Raw genomic sequence first — 25,888 nt, forward strand, 5'->3', positions numbered from 1 at the left:
TCTAGGTTTGCCTCCATGAGCACCGAGACGTCCATGGCATCGCCCGAAAGAGAGAACGGGCCCGTCCCAGAAGAGCGGAACGCACCCGCCGTAGCAGCACCCGCACCAGCCGCCCCCGGCGACGACGCCGCCGCCCCGGGCGACCGCCGCCGCTGGCTGGCGCTCGCCATCGTGATGACCGCGTCCTTCATGGACCTGGTCGACGTCACGATCGTCAACATCGCGATACCCAGCATGCGCCAGGACTTCGGCGCGTCGACGAGTGCCATCCAGTGGATCACCGCCGGCTACGCGCTCGCCTTCGCCGCCGGCCTGATCACCGGCGGCCGTCTCGGTGACATCTACGGCCGCAAGCGCCTCTTCCTCGCCGGCGTCGCCGGCTTCACCGTCGCCTCGCTGCTCTGCGGCATCGCGCCCGACCCGGCCATGCTCGTCGCCTCCCGCCTCCTCCAGGGCGCCATGGCGGCCCTGATGGTCCCGCAGGTCCTCGCGATCATCCACGTCACCTTCCCGCCGCACGAGCGCGGCAAGGTCTTCGGCATGTTCGGCGCGATCGTCGGACTCGGAGCGGTCTCGGGGCCGATGCTCGGCGCGCTCCTCACCGAGTGGGACCTCTTCGGCCTCGAATGGCGCACGATCTTCCTGATCAACCTGCCCGTCGGCATCGCCGCGGTGCTCATGGGCCGCGCGTTCATCTCCGAGTCCAAGGCCCCCAAGGCCCTGCGCCTGGACCTGGTGGGCGTCGTCCTCGCCACGCTCGCGCTGGTCATGCTGATCTACCCGCTCACCCAGGGCCGGGAGAACGACTGGCCGCTCTGGGGCTTCGCCTGCATGATCGCGTCGCCGGTCGTCTTCGCCGTCTTCATCGGCTACGAGAAGCACAAGATCAAGAAGGACGGGTCCCCGCTCGTCGAGCTCTCCCTCTTCCGGATCAAGAGCTTCGCCGGCGGCATCACGGTCCAGCTGGCCTTCGGCCTCGCGACCGGCATCTTCTTCCTCGTCTGGACGCTGTACATGCAGATGGGCCTGGGCTGGACCCCGCTGCACGCGGGCAGCACCGGCATCCCCTTCTCCATCGCCGTCTCCGTCGCGGCCGGCGTCTCGGTCGAGAAGCTCGTCCCGCGGTTCGGCCGCAAGGTGCTCCAGGCCGGCGCGCTGGTCATGGCCGCGGGCCTGCTCCTGTACATCTGGGAAGCCGACCGCTACGGCATGGGGATCAGCTCCTGGCAGATGGCCGCCCCCCTGATCGTGATGGGCGTCGGCATGGGCCTGATCGTCGCCCCGCTGAACGACACCATCCTGTCCCAGGTGCCGCGCGAGCACGCGGGCTCCGCGTCCGGCCTGATCAACACCACCGGCCAGACGGGCAACGCGCTCGGCCTCGCGCTGACCTCCGTCGTCTTCTTCGGGTCCATCGAGGACGACCGGATCTTCGGGGTGCCGTACGCGGAGGCCTTCCGCGGAGCGCTGTGGTGGGTCGTGGCGGTCCTCGTGGTGATCTTCGCGGTGATGTTCGTGCTGCCGCGTCGGCAGATCCCGATGTCGGAGCGCGAGGGAGCCGTGGAGGGCGCCCACTGACGGCCCGCCCCTGGCCGCGGCCGGGACGTGCGGACATGCCCGCTCCCCGAGCGGGCATGTCCGTTTTTCTTTGTTCTCCCCCGGTTCCCTGCATAGGGTCGGGCGAAGCGGCGGAATCAGGTATCGAACGGACACGAATCCACAGGCGGCTCGCAATGATCCTCACGGTCACCCCCAACCCCTCCCTCGACCGGACCTACGAGGTCCCCTCGCTGGATCGCGGCGCGGTGCTCCGGGCCGCGGGGGAGCGGGTGGACCCGGGCGGCAAGGGGGTCAACGTCTCCCGGGCCGTCGCGGCGGGGGGCGGCTCCACCACGGCGGTCCTCCCGCTGGGCGGCTCCGCCGGCACCCTGCTCCTGGAGCTGCTCACCGCCGAGGGTGTGGACGTCACCGCCGTCTCCATCGCCGGCCTGACCCGCTCCAACATCGCCGTCGTGGAACCGGACGGCACCCTCACGAAGATCAACGCGGCCGGCCCGGAGCTCTCCGCCCAGGAGTCCGGCCTCCTGCTCGACACCGTCCGCGGCTCCGCCGGGGCCGACTGGGTCGCCTGCTGCGGCAGCCTGCCGCCCGGCCTGGACCACCGCTGGTACGCCGAACTCGTCGCCCGCGCCCGGGAGACCGGGGCCCGCGTCGCCCTGGACACCTCCGGCCCCGCCCTGGCGGCGGCCCTGCCCGCCCGCCCCGACGTCGTCAAGCCGAACGCCGCCGAGCTCGCCGAGGCCGCGGGCCGCCCACTGTCCACCCTCGGCGACGCCGTCAAGGCCGCCGAGGAACTCGTCAGGCGCGGCGCCGGCGCCGTCCTGGCCTCCCTCGGCGCGCAGGGGCAGCTCCTGGTCACCGCCGACGGCGCCCACCACGGCACGGCCCCCGTCACGGCGGTCCGCAGCGACGTCGGGGCCGGCGACGCCGCCCTCGCGGGCTTCCTGACCGCCGGGGGCGACGGCCCCGCCGCCCTCGCCGCGGCCCTCGCCCACGGCGCGGCCGCCGTACAGCTGCCGGGGAGCGTCATGCCGGGCCCGGCGGACCTGCGCCCCGAGTCCGTCCGCATCACCCGGGACCTGCCGCTGGACCTCCCGCTGTCGGCCGGCTGACGGCCACCGCGGCCGACACGGCGACGGCCACCGCGACCTTGACCGCCGGCCGTCCGCCGCCGGCGGCCCCGCGTCAGCGGACCCGGGCCCGCACCTCCATCGCCCCGCGCGCGGCGGCCTCGCTGTCGTAGACCTCGCACATGTGCCGCCCGTCCGGAGTCGCCGTGTGCTCGACCTCCCACAGGCTGAACTCGCTCCCGTCCAGCAGTACGAAGGCGTGCTCGTACAGGCTGAAACCGGCGTCCCGCCCGTCGGCCAGGCACTGCCGGCCGCCGAACGCCTGCGTGATGTGGTGCGCGTACGCCGAGCGCAGCAGCACCGCCACCGCCTCGCCCGGCCGGTCGGCGTTCTCCGCGCGGCGCAGCACCCGACGGGCGTGGTCGGCGGACTGCTCCACCGTGTACTCGCGGCGGCGCTGCTGGGGCGAGGGAGCCGCGAACAGCGCGCTCAGCACCGCCAGATCACCCTCCAGGCCGTCGTCGCCGTCCCCCTCCCCGTCGCCCGGCCCGGGGGCCTCGGGCAGCACCGGATCCGCCGGGGACTCCCCGAACAGCCGGGCCACCGCCAGCCCCAGCCCGTCCTTGCTCTCGAACACCTCGTGCCGGGTGCCGCGGTCGCCCCCGAGCCGGTAGGCCAGCTCCCACAGGGACGCCGCCTCCCCGTCGGGCAGCAGGTAGGTGTGCCGGTGGGTCTCCCGCCACAGCCCCGCCGACGGGCTGTGGTGGGTGGTGTACAGCGAAGAGCTGTGGGCGAGCGCCGTGCCGAGGCGCTCGACCAACCTGTCCGGCAGGTCGAAGGAGTTGAGGGCGCGGCCCAGGAGTCGCTCGAGGTGCGCCTCGGTTGTCTCGTACGGATCGCTCAAGGTGGGTCTCCAGGCCGTCGCTGCTTGTCACTTCGCGGAAGCACAACGTAGCCCCTGGTGCTGACATCACGTCCGGGATTCGGTAAAACGTCCGGGAAGCATCAGGGGTTCCCGCCACACCTTCAGGTCAAGTTGGGTACGGATGGCCCGGGTTCGCGGCGGTCCGTCACATTGCGCGGGAGCATGGGCGGTATGGCAACGAACACAGTGGGCGTCCCCCGCCAGCAGGGCCGCCCCCGCATCCGCCCCGAGGGCGAACCGGGCGCCTCCCGGGGGCTGGCCTGGCTGCTGGTGGTCACCGGGGCGGCCGGACTGCTCGCCTCCTGGGTGATCACCCTGGACAAGTTCCTCCTGCTGGAGGACCCGGACTTCAAGCCCGCCTGCAGTCTGAACCCCGTGGTGTCCTGCGGCAGCGTCATGCAGAGCGAGCAGGCTTCCGCCTTCGGCTTCCCCAACCCGATGCTCGGGCTGGCCGGTTACGCCGTCGTCGTCTGCGTCGGCGCGGGCCTGCTGGCCGGCGCCCGCCACCGGCGCTGGTTCTGGCTGGGACTGAACGCCGGGACCCTCTTCGGCACCGGCTTCTGCGCCTGGCTGATGGTCCAGTCGCTGTACGAGATCAACGCCCTGTGCCTGTGGTGCTGCCTCGCGTGGGTGGCGACCCTGCTGATGTTCTGGGCCGTCACCGCCCGCAACGTCCGCACCGGCGACCTGCCCGCGCCCGGCCCGCTGCGGGCGCTGTTCACCGACTTCGCCTGGGCGCCGCCCGCCGTGCACACCGGCGTGATCGGGATGCTGGTCCTGACCCGCTGGTGGGACTTCTGGACGGGCTGAGCCGGCGACGCGGGGCGCAGGCGCACCAAGGGCCCCGGCGGCTGGACGCCGCCGGGGCCCTCGTCACTTCGTCACCGCGTCACTTCGCTCCACGGGCGCCGGTGCGCGCCCCGCCCGGAAGGGGTCGAGCGGAGGAGGTCAGCTGCCGATCGAGCCGTTGCCGGAGAGGACCGGGATGTTGCTCAGGATGTGGGAGAGCGGCTCGTCACCCTTGGCCTGGGTGGAGTTCTCGGTGCACTGCTGGTTCTGCGGGTTGGACAGGACGTTGATGTCCTGGACGCCGATGTTGAGCGCGGCGATGAGCGACTGGGCGTTGACCTTCGCGGGCAGGCCGATGCAGGGCTTGTTGAGGGTGCCCTGGACCAGGCCGAGCTGGGGGCTCATGTCGCCGGTGGTCTTCTGGTTGCCGTAGATCTGCTGGGCACCGTTGCCGTTGACCGTGTTGATCCCGTTGTCGTTGCCGATGGCCATGGCGGGAGCGGCGCCCGCGCCGACGGCGGCGGCGGTGACCGCGGCGGCGGCCATGATCTTCTTGAGCATCATTGATCCTTTTGTCGCACGAGTGCCCGCTTGTGGAGCGCCCTGATCAACCGGCCCTCCGCGGGGTTGGTTCCGCTCCTTCACTCGATCGGCCCGTTCGGGGCGGCGTTTTCCCCGGTCCGGGTGAGACGGCTGCGGACGCCTGCGCGAAGCCCGTACGCAGCCCCCAGTGGCCGCCCCCGCGCTCAAGATCGTGTTGCGCTCCGTAGACGGCATCCGCACGGTGGGTGAGGAATCGGATTGTTCCCGTCCGCTTTCGCGACCACCCGAAGGAAGCCCCCATGCGCACGAAGCCGTCCCGCCTCCGCGTCCTCGTCCCGTCGGCCCTCGCCGTCGTCATACTGTCCGGCGCGGCCGCCCCCGCGGTGGCCGCCGACGGCGGCGGCGCCGCGGCGGCCGTCGAAGAGCGGGCCGCCGCCGTGCAGGAGCGGATCGACCGGCTGGAGGAGGTCAGGCAGGCCGTCCCCGAGCAGGTCGCCGCAGGCCCGATCGACGACCTCCTCGCCGGCCTGACCAAGACCCTGGGAGACCTGCTGAACTCCCTCACGGGCCTGCTGGGCGGGGTGAAGCTCCCCGAGATCAAGCTGCCGGAGATCAAGCTCCCCGAGATCAAGCTCCCGGAGGGCCTCCCGTCGGTCAACCTCCCGGCGATCCCGGCCGTCCCGGCGATCCCGGCCACTCCGGCAGCCCCGGCCCTGCCGGCCACCGGGGTGATCCCCGAACTGCCCGACATCCCGGATGTGCCCGACATCCCCGACATTCCCGTCCGCAGCTAGGCGGTGACGGCGGGGTCAGGCCGTCGGCATGGTTACGACTATTGGGCTGAACAGGTCTGGTTCGGGTTCACTTCGGGTCGTGGCCGTGTCGTCGGGGAAGCTGGACCGTTTCGCTTCCTGTGAGCCCCGGATCGGGGCAGGACATCGAAGAGAAGGTGCACTTCCCATGAACACTGCTGCCAAGAAGGCCGCTGTGGCCCTGGCCTCCGCTGGTCTCGCCGTCGCCGGTGCCGCCGGTGCCGCCTCCGCCGACGCCGGCGCCGAGGGCGCGGCCGTGGGCTCCCCCGGTGTCCTCTCGGGCAACCTGGTCCAGGTCCCCGTCCACGTTCCGATCAACGTGTGCGGCAACTCCGTGAGCATCATCGGCGCGCTGAACCCCGCGTTCGGCAACGTCTGCATCAACGACTGACGCACGCGTCAGTCCGCACCACACGACTGTGGGCGCCTCCGGCATCGCCGGGGGCGCCCACAGTCGTTCCCGGGCAGCTCAGTGCTGGCCGCCGTTGAGCTGTACGCCCCCGAGCAGCGGGGAGACCTTGGTGGCCCCGTTCGCCAGGCCCAGCAGCTCGCCGGGGGCGTTGTTGCGGAGCTTGTTCACGCCATCGGCGGCGCCGACGACCTTGCTCACGGTCTCACCCTGCTCGGCGAGTGCCATGCCCACGGTCTCGGGAGACGAGGCGACCACGGGCTCGACGGCGCTGAGCGCCGTGTTCCATCCGGCCGACAGGCTCATGGGGGGACCGGCGGGCGCCTCCGCCGCAAAGGCGGGGGCCGCCGCCCCGAGCGCGGCGACGGAGCCGGCGACGACAGCGGCGGCCTTGGAAAGCTTCATTATCGAAAATCCTTTTCTCTTCGTGGACAGAGGTGCCTGCGGCGACCCTCGCGCCGCTTTCGACCTGGCTAACGATTACCGGCCGCTGCGGAAACGCGGGGCCGGGCGCACGGAAGCGGCCGGAGAATCCGAGAGGGGATTCTCCGGCCTGCATTTCTTCTGATTACCGGTATTCCCGGTCAGTCGGTCTCAGCCGGTTTCAGCCGATACGGGACCTGCGGTACAGAATCGAGCCGCCGAGGATGAGGGCCGAGGCGAGGGCCGCCATCGCCGAGACCTCGCCCGCTCCGGTGGCCGCCAGCTCCGGAGCGGCCGCCCGGGCCGGAGCCGGGACGTGGGCCGGCGGGGCCGCTTCGGGGGCCGGTGCCGGGGCGGGAGCGGACGCCGGGGGCAGGTGCACCGGGAGGTCGCCGGCCGGGGCCGCCGGGGGCTGGTCCGCCGGGCGGACGACCTCCGGGACGGGGAGCGGCGCGGGCGCGGGCCACTGCGGCTGGCTGCCGTGCGGCGGACGCGGGGCCGGGACCTCCGCGGCGGGGGCCGCCGGGACGGGCGCGGGGAGGGTGTGGGGCTGCTCCTCGGGCTGCGGCACCTCCTGGACGGGCGCCGGCGCGGGGACCGGGGCGGGCTGCGGCGGGGGAGCCGGCACCGGAGCGGGCTGGGGTGCCGGCTGCGGGGCGGGGACCGGGGCCGGGGCGGGGGCCGGGTGCTCCGCCACGGGGCCGTGCTTCGGCTCGGGATGGGGGGCGGGCCGGGGCTCCGGCTTGGGCTTCGGGTGCTGCGGCGCCGGGGCGGGTGGTGCCGGGTGCGGTGCCGGGTGCGGTGCCGGGTGGGGCGCCGGGTGCTCCGCGTGCGGGGGCTGCTGGGGCGGGTGGTCGTCGCACTCCTCGCCGTTGTCCCCGGAGCCGTTCCCGCCGTAGCCGCCCTCGTCGCCGCCGTCCTGGTGGTGGCGGGGCGGCGCGGGGAGCTCGTGGCGGGGCGCCTCGTGGCGCGGGGCGGCGTGCTTGGGGGCGTGCGCGCGGGGTTCCTCGTACCGGCGCTCTTCCTCGTGGCGCTGGCGGGGCAGCGCGTGCCGGCCGCCCTGCTGCTCGTCGAGGTAGCGCTCGAAGGCCGCTCGGTGCTCGGGGCTCAGGTACCGCTCGTAGTCGCGGCCGCCGTCGTCACCGGCGTGGGATCCGGTGGAGCTGACGCAGGTGTTCCCCATCGAGGGGTTGAGGGCCGCACCTCCGTCCACGCTGTTGCCGCACAGGTTCGGTGTGACCGTGATCGGTACCGAGACGCTGTTGCCGGACAGCACACCCGGCGAATGCGAGGCCTCGGCCATCGCCCCTGGATGCGCGCAGGCCGCGCCGGTCGCGATCGACAGCAGGCTCGATGCGGCCGCAGCGGTGAGCACCCCCTTGCCCAGTACCTGTCGGCTCAGTACCTGTCGCATGGGTCCTTCCCTGTCCACCGGCGCGTGGGCCGGTACTGAATCGAAGGTGGCCTCGGAGTGCACCGCCGTGCACTCCGAGGCCACCCCGAGGAGGTCTGCCCCGCCCTCGCGGGCCGAGGGCTACGTCAGGCGTTGACGCAGGTGTTGCCGAAGGCCGGGTTCAGGAGGCCGACCAGCTGGGCGGTGTTGCCGCAGATGTTCACCGGGATGTGCACGGGAACCTGCACGAGGTTGCCGGAGAGGACGCCGGGGGAGTCCTTCGCGACCCCGCTGGCACCCGCGTCGGCCATGGCCGGGGAGGCGACACCGGCGGCCATCATCGCGCCGGCGGCCAGCACCACTGCCTTCTTGTGCTTCATTTTCTTTTCCAATCCTTCCCGCAGAGGTGTATCCGCTGCAAAAACAACAACGAGTGGGTCCGGGAAAAGAAACCGGGAATTTCCCGGGGTTCCCGCGTAATTCACTCCGATGCCCAAGGCGGTCGATCCGAGCCGATCGGGCCCGATCAATACCGCTCCCGCCGTGAATTTCCACCGTTAATCGGGGGCATCGGAAGGGACCGGAATTGCGTGGCCCCGGCATGCGGCGAGGCCGCCGCGACCCGGGGGTGCGACGGCCTCGCTCGGGGTGTTGCGCGATCAGCTGCCAGCGGAGACGTTGCCGGAGAGGATCGGGATGTTGTCCAGGATGTGCGAGAGGGCCTCGTCGCCCTTGGCCTGGGTGGAGTTCTCGGTGCACTGCTGGTTCTGCGGGCTGGACAGGACCGGGATGTCCTGGACGCCGACGTTGATGAGCGCGAGGATCGACTGCGCGTTGACCTTGGCCGGGAGGGCGATGCAGGGCTTGTTGAAGGAGCCCTGGATCAGCGCCATCTGCGGGCTCATGTTGCCGTAGGTGGCCTGGTTGCCGTAGATCTGCGCCGAGTTGTTGCCGTTGACGGTGTTGATGCCGTTGTCGTTCCCGACAGCCATCGCCTGCGGGGCCATGGCGGCGCCGAGGCCCACGGTGGTGGCGGCAACCGCTGCGCCGGCCGCAAACTTCTTGATCATTATCGTCCCTTTTTTGCAGGATTGCCCGGTACTGGAGCACCCGGATCAACGCCCTCGGCCCGGCTCGGGTTGCGTGGCTTCACCCGGATGCCGCCGTTTCGGGCGGTGCGGTTGACGTTCAGGCGTTCACGCAGGTGTTGCCGAACGTGGGGTTCAGCAGCGCGATCACGTTGACGGTGAGGCCGCAGACGTTCACCGGGACGTCCACGGGGACCTGGACCAGGTTGCCGCTCACCACACCGGGGGAACCCGCGGCGACGCCGTCCGCCGAGGCGCCGCCGTGCGCGGAGGCGAGGCCCGCGCCGCCCATCAGCATCGCCGCGCCCGCGACCGCCACGGTGCTGCCGCGCATCAGCCTCTTCTTCATCTCCGTATTTCCTTTCGGTTCGAACGATGGTGCACCGGCATAACGACCCGCCCACGGAGAGGGTGCGTGCTATCGCCCAAAAGGCCGTACGAGCGAGTCCGACGTGATTTCCAGCCCGATTTCTGACAAAGTTCACTCCTGTTTTGTCCCCTTGATCGAAAATGGAGACAGGGTCATGGGTTCCTCCCGCAGAATCCTCGGCACACTCGGCCTGCTGTCCTGCCTCACACTTTCCGCACACCTGCCCCAGGCGGGTGCCGCGGTGGCCGCCGGGGCGCGCGAATTGCCCCGGGTGCCCTTCACGCAGCGCTACCAGGCCGTCCAGCACGGCGGGCTGGTCAGGGCCTCCAACTCCGCCATCAGCTGCCGCCGCGAGGAGACCGACCAGGCCGAGCCGTGCGCCGAGGTCAAGAAGGGCGCGGCGGGGGTCAACGGCGACTTCGAGATGTTCTACGACGAGGTCGACAAGGACCCGGACACCTACAACTCCACCCGGGCCGAGCTCAAGGTCCCGCAGGGCGCGAAGGTCTCGTACGCCCGCCTGTACTGGGGCGGGAACCTGCGGGTGGGGGAGCAGAAGCCGCCGGAGGACAACGGGCGGGTGCTGGTCGCCGAGCCCGGGGGCGCGTACAAGGCGGTGCTGGCCGACACCGTGATCGGGCACCACACCGACCAGGGCAGCGACGCGTACCAGGCCTCGGCCGACGTCACCCCGATGGTGCGCAAGGGCGGGGCGGGGATGTGGACCGTGGCCCAGCTCAACGTGGCCATGGGCCACTCGGAGGTGGGCGCCTGGGGCGGCTGGACCCTGGTCGTCGCGTACGAGCACCCGCAGGAGCCGCTGCGCCGGGTCTCGGTGTGGGACGGCTTCGAGTCGCTGGCCGCCGGCGCCGGCGAGGCGGCGGGGGAGACGGTGGAGGTCGCCGGCCTGGACGTGGCGCCCGGCGCGTCCGGGAAGGCCGGGGTGGTCGCCTACGACGGGGACCGGGGAGCCCTCGGGGACTCACTCACCGTGACCGCCGACAGTGGCCGACGGGTCAACGTCAGTGATTCAGAAAATCCTTTTAATGATGTTATGAATTCCACGATCACGGAATTCGGACGTCCCTCGTTCGTGCGACAGCCCGAACATATGAATAATCTCGGATATGACGCGGACGTGTTCGACCTGAGTCCCGCCCTGTCCGGTGGCGCCCGCAGCCTGAGCTTCAAGTTCGCGGGCGAAAGCCAAGGTCAATTCCTCGGTGTGCTCTTCGTTCAGACAGACGCGCGCCGCTGAACGCAGGAGACCACTCCACGTGCCGAACCACCCCTCGCCGGACCCGATGCCGGACCCTTCGCCGGACCCGTCACAGGCCGCTCCAGGTTCCCCCTTCACCGTCCTCCACCTCGTCCAGCCCGTCGACGGAGGCGTCGCCCGCGTCGTCGCCGACCTCGCACGGGCGCAGACCGCCGCCGGCCTGCGCGTCCTCGTCGGCTGCCCGCGCGGCGGACAGCTCGCCGACGCCGCCCGCGACGCCGGAGCCGAAGTGCACACCTGGCGCGCCGGACGCTCCCCCGGACCCGGGCTGCCCGCCGAAGTCCTCGGCGCCGCCCGGCTGGTCGGGCGCCTCGGCCCCGACCTGCTGCACGCCCACAGCGCCAAGGCCGGACTCGCCGGACGCCTCGCCGTACGCGGCTCCCTGCCGACCGTCTTCCAGCCCCACGCCTGGTCCTTCGACGCCGTCAGCGGCACCACCGCCGCCCTCGCGCTGCGCTGGGAACGCCTCGGCGCCCGCTGGGCCGACCGGGTGCTCTGCGTCAGCGAGGCCGAACGCCGGGCCGGCGAGTCCGAAGGGATCACCGCCCGCTGGGCCGTGATCCGCAACGGCGTCGACCTCACCCGCTTCCACCCCGCCCGCGGCCGCGACGGCGGCCGCGCCGAAGCCCGCACCGCACTGCGGCTGCCCGACGGCGGACCCCTCGCCGTCTGCATCGGCCGGCTCTGCCCCCAGAAGGGCCAGGACGTCCTGCTGCGCGCCTGGCCGGAAGTCCTCGGCGCCGTCCCCGACGCCCGCCTCGCCCTCGTCGGCGACGGCCCCGACGCCGAACGGCTGCGCCGCACCGCACCCCCCGGCGTCCACTTCGCCGGGGCCGCCGCCGACATCCGACCGTGGCTTCGCGCCGCCGATCTCGTTGTACTGCCGTCGCGGTGGGAAGGCATGGCGCTCGCCCCGCTCGAAGCCATGGCCTGCGGCCGCCCGGTCCTGGTCTCCGACGTCAGCGGTGCCCGGGAGAGCCTGCCGCCAGGCCAGGGACGGCTCTGCCTGGTACCGCCGGAGGACCCGACGGCACTGGCCAAGGCCCTGGGACGGCTGCTCGCCGAACCGCGGCTGCTCACCGAACTCGGGGAGCAGGCCCAGCAACACGCCCGGACCGAGTTCGACGTGCGGCGGACCACGGACGCGGTCACCGGCCTGTACCACGAACTGCTGGGCAGGCCCCGGCCCTTGAACCAGGAGCGCATCAGCCGATGACGATGGACAGCGCACCCGCCCGGCACACCGGGCAGGGCGGCACGGGGCACGCCGGCGGCAGCGCCTTCGCCCCCGCGGCTCCCGCCGAAGCCCGCCGTGCCGTGACCGCCATCCACCCCCCGCGCGGACCCCGCGCCGACCGGGCCCGCGCCGCCGTCCGGCCGCAGCGGGCCCGCCGCCACGAAGGCGTCACCGCGCTGCTGACCGCCGACGCGCTCGCCGCCGCCGTCACCGCGACCACCCTGCCCGCCGGCACCCTGCCCCCCGAAGCCGTCCTGCCCGCCGCCGCCCTCCTCACCGCCCTGCACGCACAGGCCGGCCTCTACCGGCCCCGCCTCGCCCCCTCCGCACTGCGCGAACTGCCCGCCCTCGCCGGACGCGCCGCCGTGCTCTGGGCCGGGGCCGCCGCCCTCCTCGCCGCCGCCGCACCCCAGCGCGCCCTCGCCTGGAGCGCGCTCCTCGGCGCCATCGGCCTCCAGGTCGTACTGGCCTGCGCGGGACGCGGGTTCGTCAACCAGCTCCGCCGCCGCGCCGCCGTACGACGGCCCGTCTCGGCGCTCGTCGTCGGCCCCGGCGAGGGCACCGGCGCCGTCGCCGCCGCCCTGCACGGCCGCCCCGAGTACGGACTGCGCCCCGTCGGGATCGCCGACACCGCCGCCCCCGCCGGCGGGGAGCCCGGCCAGCTCCCCGTCCTCGCCACCCACGAGGACGTACGCCGCGCCGTCATCCAGAACACCGTCCGGCACGCCGTCTTCACCTGTCCCCCCGAGGCCGACGAACGCACCGCCTCCCTGGTCCGGCTCTTCCACGACCACGGCTGCCGGCTCTGGCTCGCCGACCCCGCCGGGACCGCCAAGGTCACCGGCATGCGCGTCGCGCAGCCCGCCGACCAGCTGTGGGGATACGCCGTACAGCCGCTGCTGCCGCGCCCCTCGCGGCCCCTGGAACGCGCCGCGAAGCGGGCCATCGACTCCTGCCTCGCCGCCCTCGCCCTCCTCGCCGCCGCCCCCGTCATGGGCCTCTGCGCCCTCGCCGTCCGGCTCTCCGACGGACCCGGGGTGATCTTCCGGCAGGAGCGGGTCGGCCTCTACGGACGCCCCTTCACCCTGCTGAAGTTCCGCACCCTGCGCGCCGACGAGCACGAGTCCGCCACCCGCTGGACCGTCGCCGGCGACCGCCGCATGAGCTGCGTCGGCTCCTTCCTGCGCAAGTCCTCGCTGGACGAGCTCCCCCAGCTGTGGAACGTCGTACGCGGTGACATGAGCCTCGTCGGCCCGCGCCCCGAACGGCCGTTCTTCGTCGCCAAGTTCAGCACCGTCCACCCCGGCTACGAGGCACGCCACCGGATGCCCGTCGGCATCACCGGCCTCGCCCAGATCAACGGACTGCGCGGCGACACCTCCATCGAGGACCGGGCCCGCTTCGACAACCACTACATCGACACCTGGTCGCTGTGGCAGGACCTGTGGATCCTGGCCCGCACCGCCGCCTCCTTCTTCCGCTTCCGGCTGGGAGGGAGCTGAGCATGACCCTCACCGCGACCGCCCCGGTACGCGCCCTCGACACGGGCGCGCTGCGCCGCCACTGGCCGCTGCTGCCCCTCGCCGCGACCGTCCTGTTCCTCCTCGCCCCGCTCCCCGCCGGCGACGCGACCGCCTCCGGCAAGGTCGGCCCGGCCGACGCCGCCTCGCTGCTGCTCGTCCTCGTCTGCGGGATCCAGGCCCTGCGCGGCCGGGTGCGGACCCTGAGCCCGCTCGGCGTGCTCGTGCTCGGCGCCCCCGGCGTCGGGCTCGCGGTGTCCACGATGACTGCCGGCGACCCGTACGCCGCCCTCCCCGGCTTCGTGCGCTACCTCCAGGTCTTCGTACTCGTCCCGGCGGCCGTGGTGCTGCTGGTGCGCGACGCCCGCGAGTTCCGGATCGCCGCCGGCTGCTTCGTCGTCCTGGCCCTGGTCCAGGGAGCCGTGGGCGTCGTCCAGTACGCCACCCAGACCGGCGCCTCGTACCAGGGCGCCAACGTCCGCGCCGTGGGGACCTTCGGCCCCGGCGACGTGATGGGCATGGCCACCGTCGTCGCGTACGGCCTCGTCGTCGCCACCGCCGCCGCGCTCGCCCCGGGACTGCCCCGGCGGATCCGCCGCACCGCCGGGGCCTGCGCCCTCGTACTGGTGGTGCCGCTGGTGCTGTCCTTCAGCCGCGGTGCCTGGATCGCCACCCTCGGGGCGGCGGTGCTGGTCATGGCCATGGCCGGGATCCGGCGGGCCCTGCGGGTGCTCGTCGCGCTGGCCGCGCTGGGCGTCGTCCTCGTCGGCGGGCTCGGCGTCGGCTCCGAGATGGTCGCCGAGCGGCTCACCTCCATCACCCAGGTTTCCAGCGCCCCCGACCAGTCCGTGACCGACCGCTACACCATGTGGGCCGCCGCCGAGTCGATGTGGCGGGAACGCCCGGTGGCGGGGGTGGGCCTCAAGGGCTTCCCCGCGCACCGCGACGGCCACTCCTCGCTGGGGCTGTCCTCCGGCAGCGACACCGCCGGCGCCGGCCAGGCCTTCATCAAGCAGCCGCTGCTGTCCCCGCACAACATGTACCTCCTCATCCTCAGCGAGCAGGGCCTGATCGGCCTGCTCGCGCTGGCGGGCGGCTGGGCCGCGCTGCTGGTCGCCGGGCTGCGGCGGTGCGCGGTGGGCACCGACCGGGCCGTGCGGGACTGCGGGCTGATCGCGACCGGGCTGTTCGTGTGGCAGCTGACCGACTTCCTGTACGCGGACATCGGCGGGCCCTCCACCGTGCTGACCGGCGTGATCATCGGACTCGCGGCGTGGTGGGCCCTGCCCTCCCCGGGGTTCGCCACGGACACCGGCTCCGCGCCCGGGAGCGGCCCGCTGGCCGCCGAGGGACCGGCCGGCCGGTGACCGACACGACTCCCTGGCGGCGGCCCGCGGCCGCGGCGACCGAAGTCGCCGCGGCCGCGGGCTCCGCGGGTACCGCCCCGGCCGTCCCCCCGGCCGGCCGCGGCCGCACCACCCCGGACCCGGCCCCCGGCCCGGGCGCGCCGGATCCCGGAACCCCTGCGGGCCCGCCCGCGGCGGCACCGGGATACGACGGCCCGCGCCGGGCCGGCACCCCGGCCGAACAGGGCGCGGTGCGCGGCCAAGGAGCGGGCGCGGTGCCTGACGGAGTACGGCGGGCCGGGCGGGCCGGCGTGCGCGGGGACGCGCGGCCCGGCACGGGCGGCACCGGTGAGAGCGGCGGCGGCACCGCGCCCCTCGGCCGGTTCCTCGCCAAGGCCGCCGCCGTCACCGCCGGACTGACCGCCGCCGGAGCCGTGTTCGGACTCGTACGCGACCAGACCATCGCGCACCTCTTCGGCGCCGGCCACGACAGCGACGCCTTCCTCATCTCCTGGACCGTCCCCGAGATGGCCTCGACGCTCCTCATCGAGGACGCCATGGCCCTGCTGATGGTCCCCGCCTTCAGCCACGCCCTCGCCCGCCGAGCCGCCAGCCGCGCCGGCCTCACCCGCCGCGAAGCCCGCGCCGCCGACCCCGTACGGCTCCTCGTCGGCGCGACCCTGCCCCGGCTCGCCGTGTTCCTCGCCGCCGTGGCCTCCGTCCTCATCGTCGCCGCACCGCTCGTCGTCGGCGTCCTCGCACCCGGCCTGCCCGACCCCGAACTCGCCGTCCAGTGCACCCGGATGACCGCCCTCACCGTCATCACCTTCGGCATCGCCGGGTACTTCAGCGCCGCCCTGCGCGCCCACCGCTCGTTCCTGCCGCCCGCCGCGATCTACGTCTCCTACAACGTCGGCATCATCGGCACCATGGTCGCCCTCCACACCCTGTGGGGCGTCCGGGCGGCCGCCGCCGGAGTCGCCGCCGGCGGGCTGCTGATGGTCCTCGTCCAGCTCCCCGCCTTCATCCGCAACGTCGGCTTCGCCCCCAGCCGCGCCAAGGGCGCCCCGCGCAGCCAGCGCGACCGCGACCGGCCCACCCTCATCGCCTTCGGGGTCATCGCCCCCGTCATCTTCTTCGCCGTCTTCCGGCAGTCGCAGGTACTCGTCGAACGCTTCCTCGCCGCCTCCCTCCCGCCCGGCGCCATCTCGCACCTCAACTACGCGCAGAAGGTCGCGCAGATGCCGATGGTGCTGTCCCTGATGATCTGCACCGTCACCTTCCCCGTCGTCGCCCAGGCCATGGCCGGCGGGGAACGCGAGAAGGCCCGGCGGGTGGAGCAGGACCTGGCGCTGGCCTCCCTCGCCGTCCTCATGGGCACCGCCCTGGTCATCGGCTACGCCCCGCAGATCATCCAGGTGCTCTTCGAACGCGGCGCCTTCACCCACCAGGACACCCTCGCCACCGCCTCCGCGATGCGGGTCTACGGAGCCGGCCTGCTCGGCCACTGCCTCGTCGGCGCCCTGTCCCGGCCCTTCTTCTCGACCGCCCGCCCGACCTGGTTCCCGGCGCTCGCGATGGCCGCCGGACTCCTCGTCAACATCGTCGCCGGAGCCCTCGCCGTCGGCTGGTGGGGCACCTACGGCATCGCCGCGGCCAACGCCGCCGGCATCTCCACCGCCGCCGCGCTGCTCCTGACCGGCCTCGGCTCCCGCATCATCGCCATCCAGGTCCGCCGCGTCGCCGTCAGCATCGGCCGGCTCGCCGTCGCGGCCGCCGCCGCCTGCGGCACCGGCTGGCTCGCCGGCCCGATGATCGCCGACCCGCTCGTCAGCGCCGCCCTCGGCTGCCTGCTCGTCCCCGCCATGTTCGGAGCCACCGGAATGGCCATACGGGCGCTGGAGATCACCGCCCTGCCCGGCCAGATCGCCCAGCTCGGCACCCACACCGCCAACCGGATCACCCAGCTCACCCAGAGGTTCCGCAATGCCCGCTGACACCGACACGGCCCCCGCCGCCGTGACGGGCCCCGCCCGCCGGAGCCCGGCCCCGTGGGTCCTGATGTACCACTCGGTCACCGAGTTCACCGACCCCGCCGAGGACCCGTACGGGATCACCGTCACCCCCGCCGCCCTGGAGGCCCAGCTGCTGTGGCTGCGCGCCCGCGGGCTGCGCGGCGTCGGCGTCGGCGAACTGCTGCGGGCCCGCGCCGCCGGACGCGGCCGCGGCCTCGTCGGCCTCACCTTCGACGACGGCTACACCGACTTCCTGACCCGCGCCCTGCCCCTGCTGCGCCGGCACGACTGCACGGCCACCCTGTTCGTGCTGCCCGGCCGGCTCGGCGTCGACAACGTCTGGGACCCGCTGGGCCCCCGCAAGCCCCTCCTCACCGCCGAGCAGATCCGCGAAGTCGCCGCCGCCGGCCAGGAGATCGGCTCCCACGGCCTGCTCCACCAGGACCTCACCGCCGCCCCCGACGACGTACTCCAGCAGGAGCTGCGCGGCAGCCGCGAGCTGATCCGCGAGCTGACCGGCACCCTCCCCGACGGCTTCTGCTACCCGTACGGGCACCTCGACGCCCGGGTCGTCGAAGCCTCCCGCGCCGCCGGCTACGACTACGCCTGCGCGATCTCCCCCGGCCGGCTCACCGGCCGCCACGCCCTGCCCCGCACCCACGTCAGCCAGGCCGACGGAGCCGCACGGCTGCGCGTCAAGCGGCTGCGGCACCAGGTGCGGGAGCTGCGCGGGCGGGTGCTGCGGTGAAGGGCGTCAGGGGCGTCAAGGGCGTCAAGGACCTGGGCGGCGCCGAGGACCTCAAGGGCCTGAGGGCCCTGCACGTGATCACCGGCCTGGGCGTCGGCGGCGCCGAGCAGCAACTGCGGCTGCTGCTGCGGCACATGCCGATGCCCTGCGACGTGCTGACGCTGACCAACCCCGGACCCGTCGCCGACGGGCTGCGCGCCGACGGGGTCCGCGTCGTGCACCTGGGCATGCGCGGCAACCGCGACCTCGGCGCCCTGCCGAAGCTGGTCCGGTTCATCCGCCGCGGCCGCTACGACCTCGTCCACACCCACCTCTACCGGGCCTGCGTCTACGGGCGCCTCGCGGCCCGGCTCGCCGGCGTCCCGGCCACCGTGGCCACCGAGCACTCCCTCGGCGAGGGCGAGATCGAGGGCCGGCCGCTCACCGGCGGGGTGCGCGCCCTGTACCTGGCGAGCGAGCGGCTCGGCGCGGCCACCGTCGCCGTGTCCGGGACCGTCGCCGCCCGGCTGGAGGGGTGGGGCGTGCCCGCCGCCCGGGTGCACGTGGTCCCGAACGGGATCGAGGCCGCCCGCTTCCGCTTCGACGAGGGCGTACGCCGCGCCGCCCGGACCCGGACCGGGCTGCCCGAACGCGCCTTCGTGGTGGGCGGGGTGGGGCGGCTGGTGCCGGGCAAGCGGTTCGACGTACTCGTCCGGGCCGTCGCCGCACTCCCCGGCGCGCACCTGCTGCTGGCCGGGGACGGCCCCGAACGGGCCGCGCTGCGGCTGCTCGCCGCCGAACTGGGCGCCCAGAGCCGGATCCACCTGCTCGGCGAGCGCGACCCGCTCGGCGACAGCCCCGACGGGCGCACCCCCGGGATCCCCGCCCTGCTGGCCGCCATGGACGTGTTCGTCTCCCCGTCGCGGGAGGAGGCGTTCGGGCTCGCCGTCGTCGAGGCGCTGGCCGCCGGGCTGCCCGTGCTGCACGTGACCTGCCCCGCCATCGACGACCTCCCCGCCGTGCAGGCCCCGGGGGCGCGGCGGATCGGCTCCGGCACCGAGGAACTGGTCGCCGCGCTGCGCGGGCACATGGAAGCGGGCGCGCGCCGGCTCCCGCCGCCCCCGGTGGTACGCCGGTACGACATTACGCGCACCGCCGCGCAACTGCTGGACGTGTACGCCCTCGCGCTGTCCGCGCCGGGGGAGCGGCAGACACCGGTGCCCGGGCCCGGCGCAACACCCGCCCCGCCCGGCCCGACGGGATCCGGCCCGGCCGTTCCCGGCCCGACGGCCGCGGCCTCCCAGGCGGGGCCGGCCCTCGCCGAACCCGGCGGGGACGGCTGACCCCCTCGCTCCACCCCGGCCGGGGGAACGGCCGGGACCGCACCAACCCCCCTCCACCCAGGAAGGCACCGCACATGGCCGACACCCCCGACCAGAAGAAGTCCGACCACCGCTCCGAGCGCAAGCGCCGGCTCCTGCCGCCGCCCGCCTGGTGGCCGCTGCCCGCCTGCGCCCTGCTCGGACTGGCCGCGGGCGGCGCGTACGGGGTGCTCAAGGCCCCCGAGTACGCCGCCACCAGCTACGTCGTCGCCGTACCGAACGAGACCACCGAGCCGGCCACCGCCCTCGGCTTCGCCCAGGCCTACGGCCGGATCGCGACCAGCAGCTCCACCCTCGCCTACGCCCAGCCCCGCGCCGGCATCAGCGCCCAGCGGCTGCGCACCCAGGTCCGCGCCGAGACCTCCCCAGACTCCCCGATGATCGCCATCACCGGCACCTCCAAGAGCCCCTCCGAGGCCGCCGACGTCGCCAACGCCGTCGCCGACGCCCTCTCGCTGAGCAGCAACCAGGCCGCGAAGAACACCGGCGTGCAACTGCTGCTGTTCAACCAGGCCGTCGCGCCCAGCGACCCGGCCTCCCCGTCGGCCGCCATCAGCGGAGCCGTCGGACTGTGCGCCGGCGGGCTCCTCGGCGGGCTGTGGCTGCTGGCCCGCCCGGCCCGCCGCAAGGAGCGCGGGACGGGCCGGCCGGTGGCGGAGGAGTACGCCTCGCTGCCCGCCCAGGGCGAGCACACCGAGACCAAGGAGAAGGAGTCCGTGCGATGACGCGGGGCTCCACCGGGGCCCTGACGGTGACGCTGTGCCGAGACTCCCGGCAGTTCGCCGCGCTGGAGGAGTCCTGGAACCGGCTCGTCCGGAACTGCCCCACCGCCACCCCCTTCCAGAGCCACGCCTGGCTGCACTCCTGGTGGCTGTCGTACGGGAAGGACGGCCGGCTCCGGGTCCTGCTCGTGCGGCGCGGCGAGGAGCTCGTCGGCGCGGCCGCGCTGATGCTCGTACACCGGCCGCTGCCGCGGCTGGTGCCGCTCGGCGGGCCCATCACCGACTACTTCGACGTGCTCGTCGCCGCCGAGTACGCCGGCCAGGTCGTCCCGGCCCTGGCCAACGGGCTGCACCGGGCCGCCCGCTCCGCCGTCGTCGACCTGCGCGAGGTCCGCCCCGGGGCCGCCGCGGAGGCGCTGTACGAGGCGTGGCCCGGGGTCGGCGCCAAGGTCGCCGACTCCACCTGCATGGAGCTGCCCGCGCTCCCCTTCGACCAGCTCGTCAAGCGGATGCCGGCCTCCGGCGCGCAGCGCGTACGGGCCAAGCTGCGCAAGACCGACGCCGCCGGGATCGAGGAGCACGAGGTCACGGAGCGGGAGGTGCCGCAGGCCGTGCGCACCCTGCTGCGGCTCCACGAGAAGCAGTGGCGGGGGCGCGGGGTGACCCCCGAGCACCTGCGGCCGCGCTTCGCCGAGCACCTGACCCGGGCCACCCGGCGGATGGTGCGGGCGGGGGAGGGCCGGCTCACCGAGTTCCGGCTGGACGGGAAGGTGGTGGCCGCCAACGTGACGCTGCTGTCGGCGGCGCTGAGCGGCGGCTACCTGTACGGGGCCGACCCGGACCTGCGCGAGCGGAAGGTGGACGTGGCGACGCTGCTGCTGCGCTACGAGGCCGGCCGGGCCCTTCAGGAGGGCCGGCCGGTGGTGAGCTTCCTGCGTGGCAACGAGCCGTACAAGAACCACTGGCGGCCCGAGACGGTGGTCAACCAGCGCCTGCTGCTGGCCACGCACGCGCTCGCGCCCCTGCTGCGGCTGTACGAGTCGCAGATCACGGGGCGCGAGCGGGCGGTGGACGCGCTGCGCGAGGCGCTGCCGGCCGCCCGGGACTGGCGGGCGCGGCTGAACGAGCTGCGGGTCCGATGACCCGTCTAGAACGGCCAGAAGCCGGAGTCCTTGCCCCAGTCGAAGCGGAAGCAGACGGACTGGTGACCGCCGAGGAGGCTGTTCAGCCACTCGCCGAAGTCGAGCGGGAGGCACCACTGCCTGCTGTCGTTGGGCTGGGGCTTCGGTTCGGGCCGGGGCGTGGGCTTGGGCGTGGTCGGCTGCGTCGGCTGGGGCCGGGGTGCGAGGGGGCTCGGGGACAGCACGGGGGGTGCGGGCACCGAGGGGGCCGGTTCGGGCGGGAGCGGGGGCGGGACGGTGATGTCCGGCGACGGGGTGACGGGCACCGGTTCCGGGACGGCCGGCGGGGGCTCGACGGGAGCCGGCGCCGGGTCGACGGGCGCGGGGTCCACCGGCGCGGGCACGTCGGGCTTGGGGGCCTCGGGCTTCGGGAGTTCCGGCTTGGGGGCCTCCGGCTTGGGGGCCTCGGGCTTCGGGAGCTCGGGCTTCGGGAGCTCGGGCTTGGGGGCCTCCGGCTTCGGGAGCTCGGGCTTGGGGGCGTCCGGTTTGGGAGCCTCCGGCTTCGGGACTTGTGGGGTCGGGAAATGCGGCGTCGGGACCTGGGGCGTCGGGAGGTCCGGCTTGGGGACCACCGGCGGAGTCGGCACCACCGGGGGCGTCGGGACCACGGGCGGCGTCGGGACCTGCGGGGTCGGCTCGGACGGCTTCTGCTCGCCCAGCGCCTCGCGGAAGACCTTCGCCGACTGCGGGTTCTGCTTGCACCGCCAGACACCGTGCGGGCAGTAGTCCGTGATGGTGTGGTAGAGCGGCTTGTGCTGGTCGATCCACTTCAGCATCTGCCGGATGTACTCCGGATTGTCCCCGTTCCGGAACAGCCCCCACTCCGGGTACGAGATCTGCTTGCCGTGTGCCTTCGCGAAGTCGACGTGCTGCTGGAGCCCGTACGGCTGGCGGACGTGCTCGTCGAAGGTCCGGCCCGGCCCCTGGTCGTACGAATCCATCCCGATGACGTCGACCACGTCGTCACCCGGGTAGCACTTGGTCCAGCCGATCGCGTCCGTCCCCCGGTTGGGGGCGAAATCGAACTTGAACCGCTGCCCGGGGACGGAGCGCATCGTGTTGACGATGCGCTTCCAGTACGCCTTCCAGTGCTCCGGGTCGGGACCGCAGCGGTGGGTGTACGTGGTGCCGTTCATCTCCCACCCGAGCACGATCACCGTGTCCGGGACGCCCAGCGCCACCAGCCGCTCGGCGAGCTTGCGGAAGTGCCGGTCGTACTGGCCCTCCGCGCCGGCCCGGATCAGCTGGACCACCTGCCAGTCGGGCACCCGGTCCTCGTTGCGGGCCTGCATCGGCACGTTGAGCACGAACATCCGGTCGTCCTCGGCCCGGCGCCACTCGGCCCAGTCGGCGAGGAAGTTCACGCCGCCCTCGATCCCCGGCCACTGGTCGCCGGGGAGATAGGTGTGCCCGACCCGGATCTCCCTGCCGCCGAGCCAGTGCGACAGGTAGGGGATGCGGGCGACCCCGGGCGGCCCGTAGCCGAGGTAGGCGCCCATGGCGGTGTCGGAACCCTTGGGGGGCTCGTCGTCCGGGGCGGCGAGCGCGGCGCCGGTGGCGAGCAGCCCGGCCGTGACCGTACCGACGCAGGTGCTCACCAGGCGGTGGCGTGGTCTGGGCATGGCGTCTCCCGAGCTTTCGCGAACCGGTGTGCTTGTAAAAGACGTTAGACATCAGATCTGACGAATGGCCTGTCCGGTGGCCGCTGGGTAGCCCATTCGCAGGTGCGCATCCTCTCCGCTTGGTCCGACTAGGTGAAAGACACCGTTCCCATGAACGCGTTCGACGGCCATGTGCCCGCTGTTCTGCTCAGACTCGACCGGAATCCGTTCCACCACGGAACCCTCGGCGCCGTCAGATCCCTGGGGCGCAAGGGCGTGGAGGTCCATGCCGTCGTCGAAGCCGGGGGAGGTCCCGTGGGGCGTTCGCGCTATCTGCGCGCCGTGCACGCCGGTCCTGAGGGCGGATTGGATCCGGAGGCGCCCGAGGCGCTGCTGGAGTGCCTGGTCGGCGTGTCGGAGCGGATCGGCCGGCCGGCGGTGCTCGTGGCGATGGACGACATGAGCGCGATCGCGGTGTCCCGGGTCGCGCCGATGCTGACGGACCGTTTCCGGATCCCCCATCAGCCCGACGACCTGCCCGCCCGGGTGGCGGACAAGGCGGAGCTCTCGCGGCTGTGCGCCCGCTGGGGCGTCCCGCACCCGGAGACCGTGATCCCGGCGAGCGGACCCGAGGCGGCGCGCGCCGCGTGGCGGCTGGGGCTGCCGGTGGTGGCGAAGTGGAGCCGGCCCTGGCTGCTGCCGGCCGGTGCCGGGCTGCGCAGCACCACCCTCGTCAACTCGGCCGCCGACGCACGCCGGTTGTACGAACGCTCCGCCGAGGCCGGGAGCCGGCTGCTGCTCCAGCGGTTCCTGCCCGCCGGGCCGGACACCGACTGGTTCTTCCACGGGGCCTTCGCCCGCGACGGGCGGCCGCTGCTGGCCGGCTCGGGCCGCAAGGAGCTGTCCTGGCCGGTGCGGACCGGGCTGACGGCGGTGGGGCGCTGGCTGCCGGACCCGGCGGTGGAGGAATCGGCGCTGCGGCTGGCCGAACGGCTCGGCTACCAGGGGATCCTGGACCTCGACTTCCGGCGGGACGAGTGCGGCACGTTCCGGCTGGTGGACTTCAATCCCCGGCCCGGCGCGCAGTTCAGGCTGTTCGCCGACGACTCGGGGCTGGACGTGGTCCAGGCCGTGTACCTGGACCTGACGGGCCAGCGGGTGCCGGCTCCGGCGGGCGGGCCCGGGCGGGTCTTCGTCGCGGAGAACTACGCGCTGCTGGCCGCCGTACGGGGCCGCACGCTGCCGCGCCGCGCCCCCGGCACGCCCGCTGCGGCGGGCCCGGCGGGGAGCGCGTGCGGGGAGCGGGGCCGCGACGCGCGGCCCGGCCCGGTGCGGGTGCTGCCGCGCGGGGAGCGGGGGCGGGTGGAGGCGGCCTGGTTCGCCCTCGACGACCTGTGGCCGTTCCTGGCGATGCTGGGCGCGCTCCTGGGGCGCGGCTTCGGCAAGGGGGCCCGCGCCCTGCGGGGCGTCCCCGCGCAGGGGCGGCGTACGGTCCGCGCGGTGCGGGCGCCGCGCCAGCGCGGCGGCGAACGGTCGTGGCCGCGGTCCCAGCCGCCGGGACCGGCCGCGGGCCAGGCCCCGCCGGGGGCTTCGGCGGAGCCGGACGAGCTGGTGAGCCGGTGACGGGGTGACGGGGTGACGGGGTGACGGGGTGACCTCGTGACTCGGCGGGACGCGGGGACGCCGGGAGATGTGGTGGCTCCGCGTGGCGGGCGTGAGGCAGTGGTGCGGTGACGCCGTGACATGTGACGCGGCGTCGTGTTCCGGCGGGCCGGTGGTGCGCCGCCGGCAGCGCGGCAGCGCGGCAGCGCGGCGGCGCCGCGGCGCGGTGACGTGGTGAAGCGGTGACTCGGTGGCGATCTGGTGGAAGGAGTGGCCGTGAGGCGGACGGACGATCTCGTGGTGGTCGGCGCCGGGCCGTACGGGCTGTCGGTCGCCGCGCACGCGGCGGCGGCCGGGCTCGGGGTACGGGTGCTGGGCCGGCCCATGGCGTCCTGGCGGGACCACATGCCCGAGGGCATGTACCTGAAGTCGGAGCCCTGGTCCTCGAACCTCTCCGCGCCCGGCGGGCGCTACACCCTGGCCGACTACTGCGCCACCCGCGGCCTGCCCGCCGAGCACGCCACCCCTTTGCCCATCGCCACCTTCAGCGCGTACGGGCTGTGGTTCGCCCGGCACGCCGGCCTGCCCGAGGTGGAGGAGGCCACCGTCACCGAGGTGACCCCCCAGGGCGACGGCTTCCTCGTCCGCACCGCCGAGGGGCCGCCGCTGCTCGCCCGTACGGTGGCCCTCGCCGTCGGGGTGATGCCCTTCACGCACTACCCCGAGGCGCTGCGCGAGCTTCCCCCGGGCCACTACTCGCACAGCAGCGGCCACCGCGACCTGTCCCGCTTCGCCGGGCACGAGGTGGCCGTCCTGGGCGCCGGGCAGGCCGCGCTGGAGACGGCCGCGCTGCTCGCGGAGGCGGGGGCCCGGCCGTGTCTGGTGGCCCGGCGGTCCCGGCTGAACTGGAACACCGTCCCGCAGCCGCTGGAACGCCCGCTGGCCCGGGCCCTGCGCGACCCGCACAGCGGGCTCGGCACCGGCTGGCGCAGCTGGGTGTGGTCGGAGCTGCCGTGGGCGGTGCGGCGGCTGCCCGCGCCGACGCGCGAGCGGATCGCCGCCACGGCCCTGGGGCCCGCCGGGGCGTGGTGGCTGCGGGACCGCTTCGAGCGGCGGGTGCCCGTGCTCATGGGGCACCGGCTCACCCGGGCGGTGGCGGTGGGCGGCCGTACCCGGCTCGGGCTGACCACGGCGGCCGGGGAGTCCGTCGTCCTGGACACCGCGCACGTCATCGCGGCGACCGGGTTCGCCCCGCGGCTGGACCGGCTGGAGCTGCTCGACGCGCGGCTGCGGGCCGCGCTGGCCACCGTGGGCGGCAGCGGCACCCCGGAGCTGAGCGCGGGCTTCGAGTCCTCGTGGCCGGGTCTTTTCTTCGCGGGACTGCTGACGGCTCCCTCATTCGGACCTTCCATGCGATTCGTGCACGGTGCGGGGTTCACGGCGGGGAGACTGGTGAAGGGAGTCCGCAAGCGCCTCGGCGCCCGGGGTCCGCTGCCGGGCTCCTCCGGCGCGTCCCGGCCGGTCCGGGCCGCCGCCGGGCGACCGGAGACGTATCTACGCTGAGATCCACCTGAGAGGGGTCCGCGATGGGCGCGGAGCGAGCACAGGGCGGCCGTGGCTGGGTGCGCATCCCCGCCAGCCGCGGGGAGCAGACCACGGGCCGGGCGGCGGCCCAGCCGCCCCGGTCCGCCGCCGGCCAGCCGCCCCGGGGCGCGGCCGGGGCGTCGTACGGGTGGCGGTCCGCCGGCCACTTCGGGGCCGGCGACCAGCCCTCGATCTACCTCTCCCTCGTCAAGCGGTGGCGGGAGGCCGGGCGCACCCTTCCGGGGCATCCTGACGAGGAGTGGGAGCGGCTCATCTCCCAGCCGTGCTGGCCAGGCCGTTAGGTGGTGTG

25 protein-coding genes are annotated in these 25,888 nt (G+C 74.2%); 17 read left to right on the top strand and 8 right to left on the bottom strand.

Annotated features, from left to right (window positions below):
- Positions 1–15: 15 nt before the first annotated feature.
- Both ABD973_RS18805 and pfkB read left to right on the top strand, forming a co-directional pair.
- Positions 16–1,578 (top strand): MFS transporter, encoded by a 1,563-nt coding sequence (locus ABD973_RS18805; protein ID WP_345501034.1) that lies wholly within the window; start codon positions 16–18, stop codon positions 1,576–1,578.
- Positions 1,579–1,733: 155 nt separating this feature from the next.
- Positions 1,734–2,672, top strand: a complete 939-nt coding sequence (gene pfkB / locus ABD973_RS18810) for a 1-phosphofructokinase (RefSeq protein WP_125821416.1) — start codon at positions 1,734–1,736, stop codon at positions 2,670–2,672.
- Between the two features lie 73 nt (positions 2,673–2,745).
- Here the strand turns inward: pfkB and ABD973_RS18815 are convergent, their stop codons facing one another.
- Positions 2,746–3,534, bottom strand: coding sequence for a DUF6227 family protein (locus ABD973_RS18815; RefSeq protein WP_125821415.1), 789 nt, complete (start codon positions 3,532–3,534; stop codon positions 2,746–2,748).
- A 192-nt stretch (positions 3,535–3,726) separates the two neighbouring features.
- Here ABD973_RS18815 and ABD973_RS18820 point away from each other — a divergent pair, with 192 nt between their 5' ends.
- Complete coding sequence (locus tag ABD973_RS18820) at positions 3,727–4,365, top strand: vitamin K epoxide reductase family protein (RefSeq protein WP_125821414.1); 639 nt, start codon at positions 3,727–3,729, stop codon at positions 4,363–4,365.
- 138 nt (positions 4,366–4,503) lie between these two features.
- Here the strand turns inward: ABD973_RS18820 and ABD973_RS18825 are convergent, their stop codons facing one another.
- Positions 4,504–4,905: a rodlin gene (locus ABD973_RS18825; protein ID WP_125821413.1), complete on the bottom strand. Its 402-nt coding sequence runs from the start codon at positions 4,903–4,905 to the stop codon at positions 4,504–4,506.
- Positions 4,906–5,186: 281 nt separating this feature from the next.
- Here ABD973_RS18825 and ABD973_RS18830 point away from each other — a divergent pair, with 281 nt between their 5' ends.
- A complete protein-coding gene (locus tag ABD973_RS18830; protein WP_125821412.1) occupies positions 5,187–5,681 on the top strand; it encodes a hypothetical protein in 495 nt (164 codons plus the stop codon).
- A gap of 166 nt (positions 5,682–5,847) precedes the next feature.
- The gene (locus tag ABD973_RS18835) at positions 5,848–6,090 is read left to right on the top strand and encodes a chaplin (RefSeq protein WP_125605056.1); all 243 of its coding nucleotides are present in this window, start codon (positions 5,848–5,850) and stop codon (positions 6,088–6,090) included.
- 78 nt (positions 6,091–6,168) lie between these two features.
- Here the strand turns inward: ABD973_RS18835 and ABD973_RS18840 are convergent, their stop codons facing one another.
- The 5 genes from ABD973_RS18840 to ABD973_RS18860 all read right to left on the bottom strand — a co-directional run bounded on the left by ABD973_RS18840 (position 6,169) and on the right by ABD973_RS18860 (position 9,361).
- The gene (locus tag ABD973_RS18840; RefSeq protein WP_125821411.1) at positions 6,169–6,513 is read right to left on the bottom strand and encodes a hypothetical protein; all 345 of its coding nucleotides are present in this window, start codon (positions 6,511–6,513) and stop codon (positions 6,169–6,171) included.
- Between the two features lie 199 nt (positions 6,514–6,712).
- Positions 6,713–7,945, bottom strand: coding sequence for a chaplin (locus ABD973_RS18845; protein WP_345501040.1), 1,233 nt, complete (start codon positions 7,943–7,945; stop codon positions 6,713–6,715).
- Between the two features lie 125 nt (positions 7,946–8,070).
- Positions 8,071–8,304, bottom strand: coding sequence for a chaplin (locus ABD973_RS18850; protein ID WP_125819553.1), 234 nt, complete (start codon positions 8,302–8,304; stop codon positions 8,071–8,073).
- Positions 8,305–8,583: 279 nt separating this feature from the next.
- Positions 8,584–8,994 (bottom strand): rodlin, encoded by a 411-nt coding sequence (locus ABD973_RS18855; protein WP_125603605.1) that lies wholly within the window; start codon positions 8,992–8,994, stop codon positions 8,584–8,586.
- A gap of 118 nt (positions 8,995–9,112) precedes the next feature.
- Entirely contained in the window at positions 9,113–9,361 is a 249-nt protein-coding gene (locus ABD973_RS18860; RefSeq protein WP_125821409.1) for a chaplin, read from the bottom strand.
- Between the two features lie 103 nt (positions 9,362–9,464).
- Here ABD973_RS18860 and ABD973_RS18865 point away from each other — a divergent pair, with 103 nt between their 5' ends.
- The 9 genes from ABD973_RS18865 to ABD973_RS18905 all read left to right on the top strand — a co-directional run bounded on the left by ABD973_RS18865 (position 9,465) and on the right by ABD973_RS18905 (position 20,752).
- Positions 9,465–10,640: a DUF3344 domain-containing protein gene (locus ABD973_RS18865; protein WP_125821408.1), complete on the top strand. Its 1,176-nt coding sequence runs from the start codon at positions 9,465–9,467 to the stop codon at positions 10,638–10,640.
- A 46-nt stretch (positions 10,641–10,686) separates the two neighbouring features.
- Positions 10,687–11,877, top strand: a complete 1,191-nt coding sequence (locus tag ABD973_RS18870; RefSeq protein ID WP_125824035.1) for a glycosyltransferase family 4 protein — start codon at positions 10,687–10,689, stop codon at positions 11,875–11,877.
- Positions 11,874–13,400 carry a sugar transferase gene (locus ABD973_RS18875; RefSeq protein WP_386382304.1) on the top strand — a complete coding sequence of 509 codons (1,527 nt, stop codon included), beginning with the start codon at positions 11,874–11,876 and terminating at the stop codon, positions 13,398–13,400. The genes ABD973_RS18870 and ABD973_RS18875 overlap by 4 nt, the downstream gene beginning before the upstream one ends.
- Positions 13,397–14,785, top strand: a complete 1,389-nt coding sequence (locus ABD973_RS18880; RefSeq protein ID WP_386382343.1) for an O-antigen ligase family protein — start codon at positions 13,397–13,399, stop codon at positions 14,783–14,785. The genes ABD973_RS18875 and ABD973_RS18880 overlap by 4 nt, the downstream gene beginning before the upstream one ends.
- 254 nt (positions 14,786–15,039) lie before the next feature.
- Positions 15,040–16,761: a murein biosynthesis integral membrane protein MurJ gene (gene murJ / locus ABD973_RS18885; protein WP_425586110.1), complete on the top strand. Its 1,722-nt coding sequence runs from the start codon at positions 15,040–15,042 to the stop codon at positions 16,759–16,761.
- On the top strand, positions 16,751–17,527 hold the full coding sequence (locus ABD973_RS18890) for a polysaccharide deacetylase family protein (protein ID WP_125821407.1): 777 nt from the start codon (positions 16,751–16,753) through the stop codon (positions 17,525–17,527). The genes murJ and ABD973_RS18890 overlap by 11 nt, the downstream gene beginning before the upstream one ends.
- Positions 17,528–17,586: 59 nt before the next feature.
- Complete coding sequence (locus ABD973_RS18895; RefSeq protein ID WP_125824031.1) at positions 17,587–18,849, top strand: glycosyltransferase; 1,263 nt, start codon at positions 17,587–17,589, stop codon at positions 18,847–18,849.
- Positions 18,850–18,923: 74 nt separating this feature from the next.
- Entirely contained in the window at positions 18,924–19,613 is a 690-nt protein-coding gene (locus ABD973_RS18900) for a YveK family protein (protein WP_125603319.1), read from the top strand.
- Positions 19,610–20,752: a GNAT family N-acetyltransferase gene (locus ABD973_RS18905; protein ID WP_125821406.1), complete on the top strand. Its 1,143-nt coding sequence runs from the start codon at positions 19,610–19,612 to the stop codon at positions 20,750–20,752. Before ABD973_RS18900 ends, ABD973_RS18905 begins: the two co-directional genes overlap by 4 nt.
- A gap of 5 nt (positions 20,753–20,757) precedes the next feature.
- Here ABD973_RS18905 and ABD973_RS34775 read toward each other — a convergent pair whose 3' ends face one another.
- On the bottom strand, positions 20,758–22,413 hold the full coding sequence (locus tag ABD973_RS34775) for a glycoside hydrolase family 26 protein (protein ID WP_386382309.1): 1,656 nt from the start codon (positions 22,411–22,413) through the stop codon (positions 20,758–20,760).
- 150 nt (positions 22,414–22,563) lie between these two features.
- Between ABD973_RS34775 and ABD973_RS18915 the strand changes: the two genes are divergently transcribed.
- The 3 genes from ABD973_RS18915 (at position 22,564) to ABD973_RS18925 (ending at position 25,880) form a co-directional block, all read left to right on the top strand.
- Complete coding sequence (locus tag ABD973_RS18915; protein WP_345501048.1) at positions 22,564–24,015, top strand: carboxylate--amine ligase; 1,452 nt, start codon at positions 22,564–22,566, stop codon at positions 24,013–24,015.
- A gap of 255 nt (positions 24,016–24,270) precedes the next feature.
- On the top strand, positions 24,271–25,557 hold the full coding sequence (locus ABD973_RS18920; RefSeq protein WP_345501050.1) for an NAD(P)-binding domain-containing protein: 1,287 nt from the start codon (positions 24,271–24,273) through the stop codon (positions 25,555–25,557).
- 23 nt (positions 25,558–25,580) lie between these two features.
- Positions 25,581–25,880, top strand: coding sequence for a hypothetical protein (locus ABD973_RS18925; protein ID WP_125821403.1), 300 nt, complete (start codon positions 25,581–25,583; stop codon positions 25,878–25,880).
- Positions 25,881–25,888 lie beyond the last annotated feature (8 nt).

It is taken from the genome of Streptomyces racemochromogenes (assembly GCF_039535215.1).
GTDB classification, from domain to species: Bacteria; Actinomycetota; Actinomycetes; order Streptomycetales; family Streptomycetaceae; genus Streptomyces; species Streptomyces racemochromogenes.

Bases quoted from the DNA above. Each gene is read 5' to 3' on its own strand.
- ABD973_RS18805 (WP_345501034.1), top strand. From the start codon at position 16: ATGAGCACCGAGACGTCCATGGCATCGCCCGAAAGAGAGAACGGGCCC.
- pfkB (WP_125821416.1), top strand. From the start codon at position 1,734: ATGATCCTCACGGTCACCCCCAACCCCTCCCTCGACCGGACCTACGAG.
- ABD973_RS18820 (WP_125821414.1), top strand. From the start codon at position 3,727: ATGGCAACGAACACAGTGGGCGTCCCCCGCCAGCAGGGCCGCCCCCGC.
- ABD973_RS18825 (WP_125821413.1), bottom strand. From the start codon at position 4,905: ATGCTCAAGAAGATCATGGCCGCCGCCGCGGTCACCGCCGCCGCCGTC.
- ABD973_RS18830 (WP_125821412.1), top strand. From the start codon at position 5,187: ATGCGCACGAAGCCGTCCCGCCTCCGCGTCCTCGTCCCGTCGGCCCTC.
- ABD973_RS18835 (WP_125605056.1), top strand. From the start codon at position 5,848: ATGAACACTGCTGCCAAGAAGGCCGCTGTGGCCCTGGCCTCCGCTGGT.
- ABD973_RS18840 (WP_125821411.1), bottom strand. From the start codon at position 6,513: ATGAAGCTTTCCAAGGCCGCCGCTGTCGTCGCCGGCTCCGTCGCCGCG.
- ABD973_RS18845 (WP_345501040.1), bottom strand. From the start codon at position 7,945: ATGCGACAGGTACTGAGCCGACAGGTACTGGGCAAGGGGGTGCTCACC.
- ABD973_RS18850 (WP_125819553.1), bottom strand. From the start codon at position 8,304: ATGAAGCACAAGAAGGCAGTGGTGCTGGCCGCCGGCGCGATGATGGCC.
- ABD973_RS18855 (WP_125603605.1), bottom strand. From the start codon at position 8,994: ATGATCAAGAAGTTTGCGGCCGGCGCAGCGGTTGCCGCCACCACCGTG.
- ABD973_RS18860 (WP_125821409.1), bottom strand. From the start codon at position 9,361: ATGAAGAAGAGGCTGATGCGCGGCAGCACCGTGGCGGTCGCGGGCGCG.
- ABD973_RS18870 (WP_125824035.1), top strand. From the start codon at position 10,687: ATGCCGGACCCTTCGCCGGACCCGTCACAGGCCGCTCCAGGTTCCCCC.
- ABD973_RS18875 (WP_386382304.1), top strand. From the start codon at position 11,874: ATGACGATGGACAGCGCACCCGCCCGGCACACCGGGCAGGGCGGCACG.
- ABD973_RS18890 (WP_125821407.1), top strand. From the start codon at position 16,751: ATGCCCGCTGACACCGACACGGCCCCCGCCGCCGTGACGGGCCCCGCC.
- ABD973_RS18900 (WP_125603319.1), top strand. From the start codon at position 18,924: ATGGCCGACACCCCCGACCAGAAGAAGTCCGACCACCGCTCCGAGCGC.
- ABD973_RS18905 (WP_125821406.1), top strand. From the start codon at position 19,610: ATGACGCGGGGCTCCACCGGGGCCCTGACGGTGACGCTGTGCCGAGAC.
- ABD973_RS34775 (WP_386382309.1), bottom strand. From the start codon at position 22,413: ATGCCCAGACCACGCCACCGCCTGGTGAGCACCTGCGTCGGTACGGTC.
- ABD973_RS18915 (WP_345501048.1), top strand. From the start codon at position 22,564: ATGAACGCGTTCGACGGCCATGTGCCCGCTGTTCTGCTCAGACTCGAC.
- ABD973_RS18925 (WP_125821403.1), top strand. From the start codon at position 25,581: ATGGGCGCGGAGCGAGCACAGGGCGGCCGTGGCTGGGTGCGCATCCCC.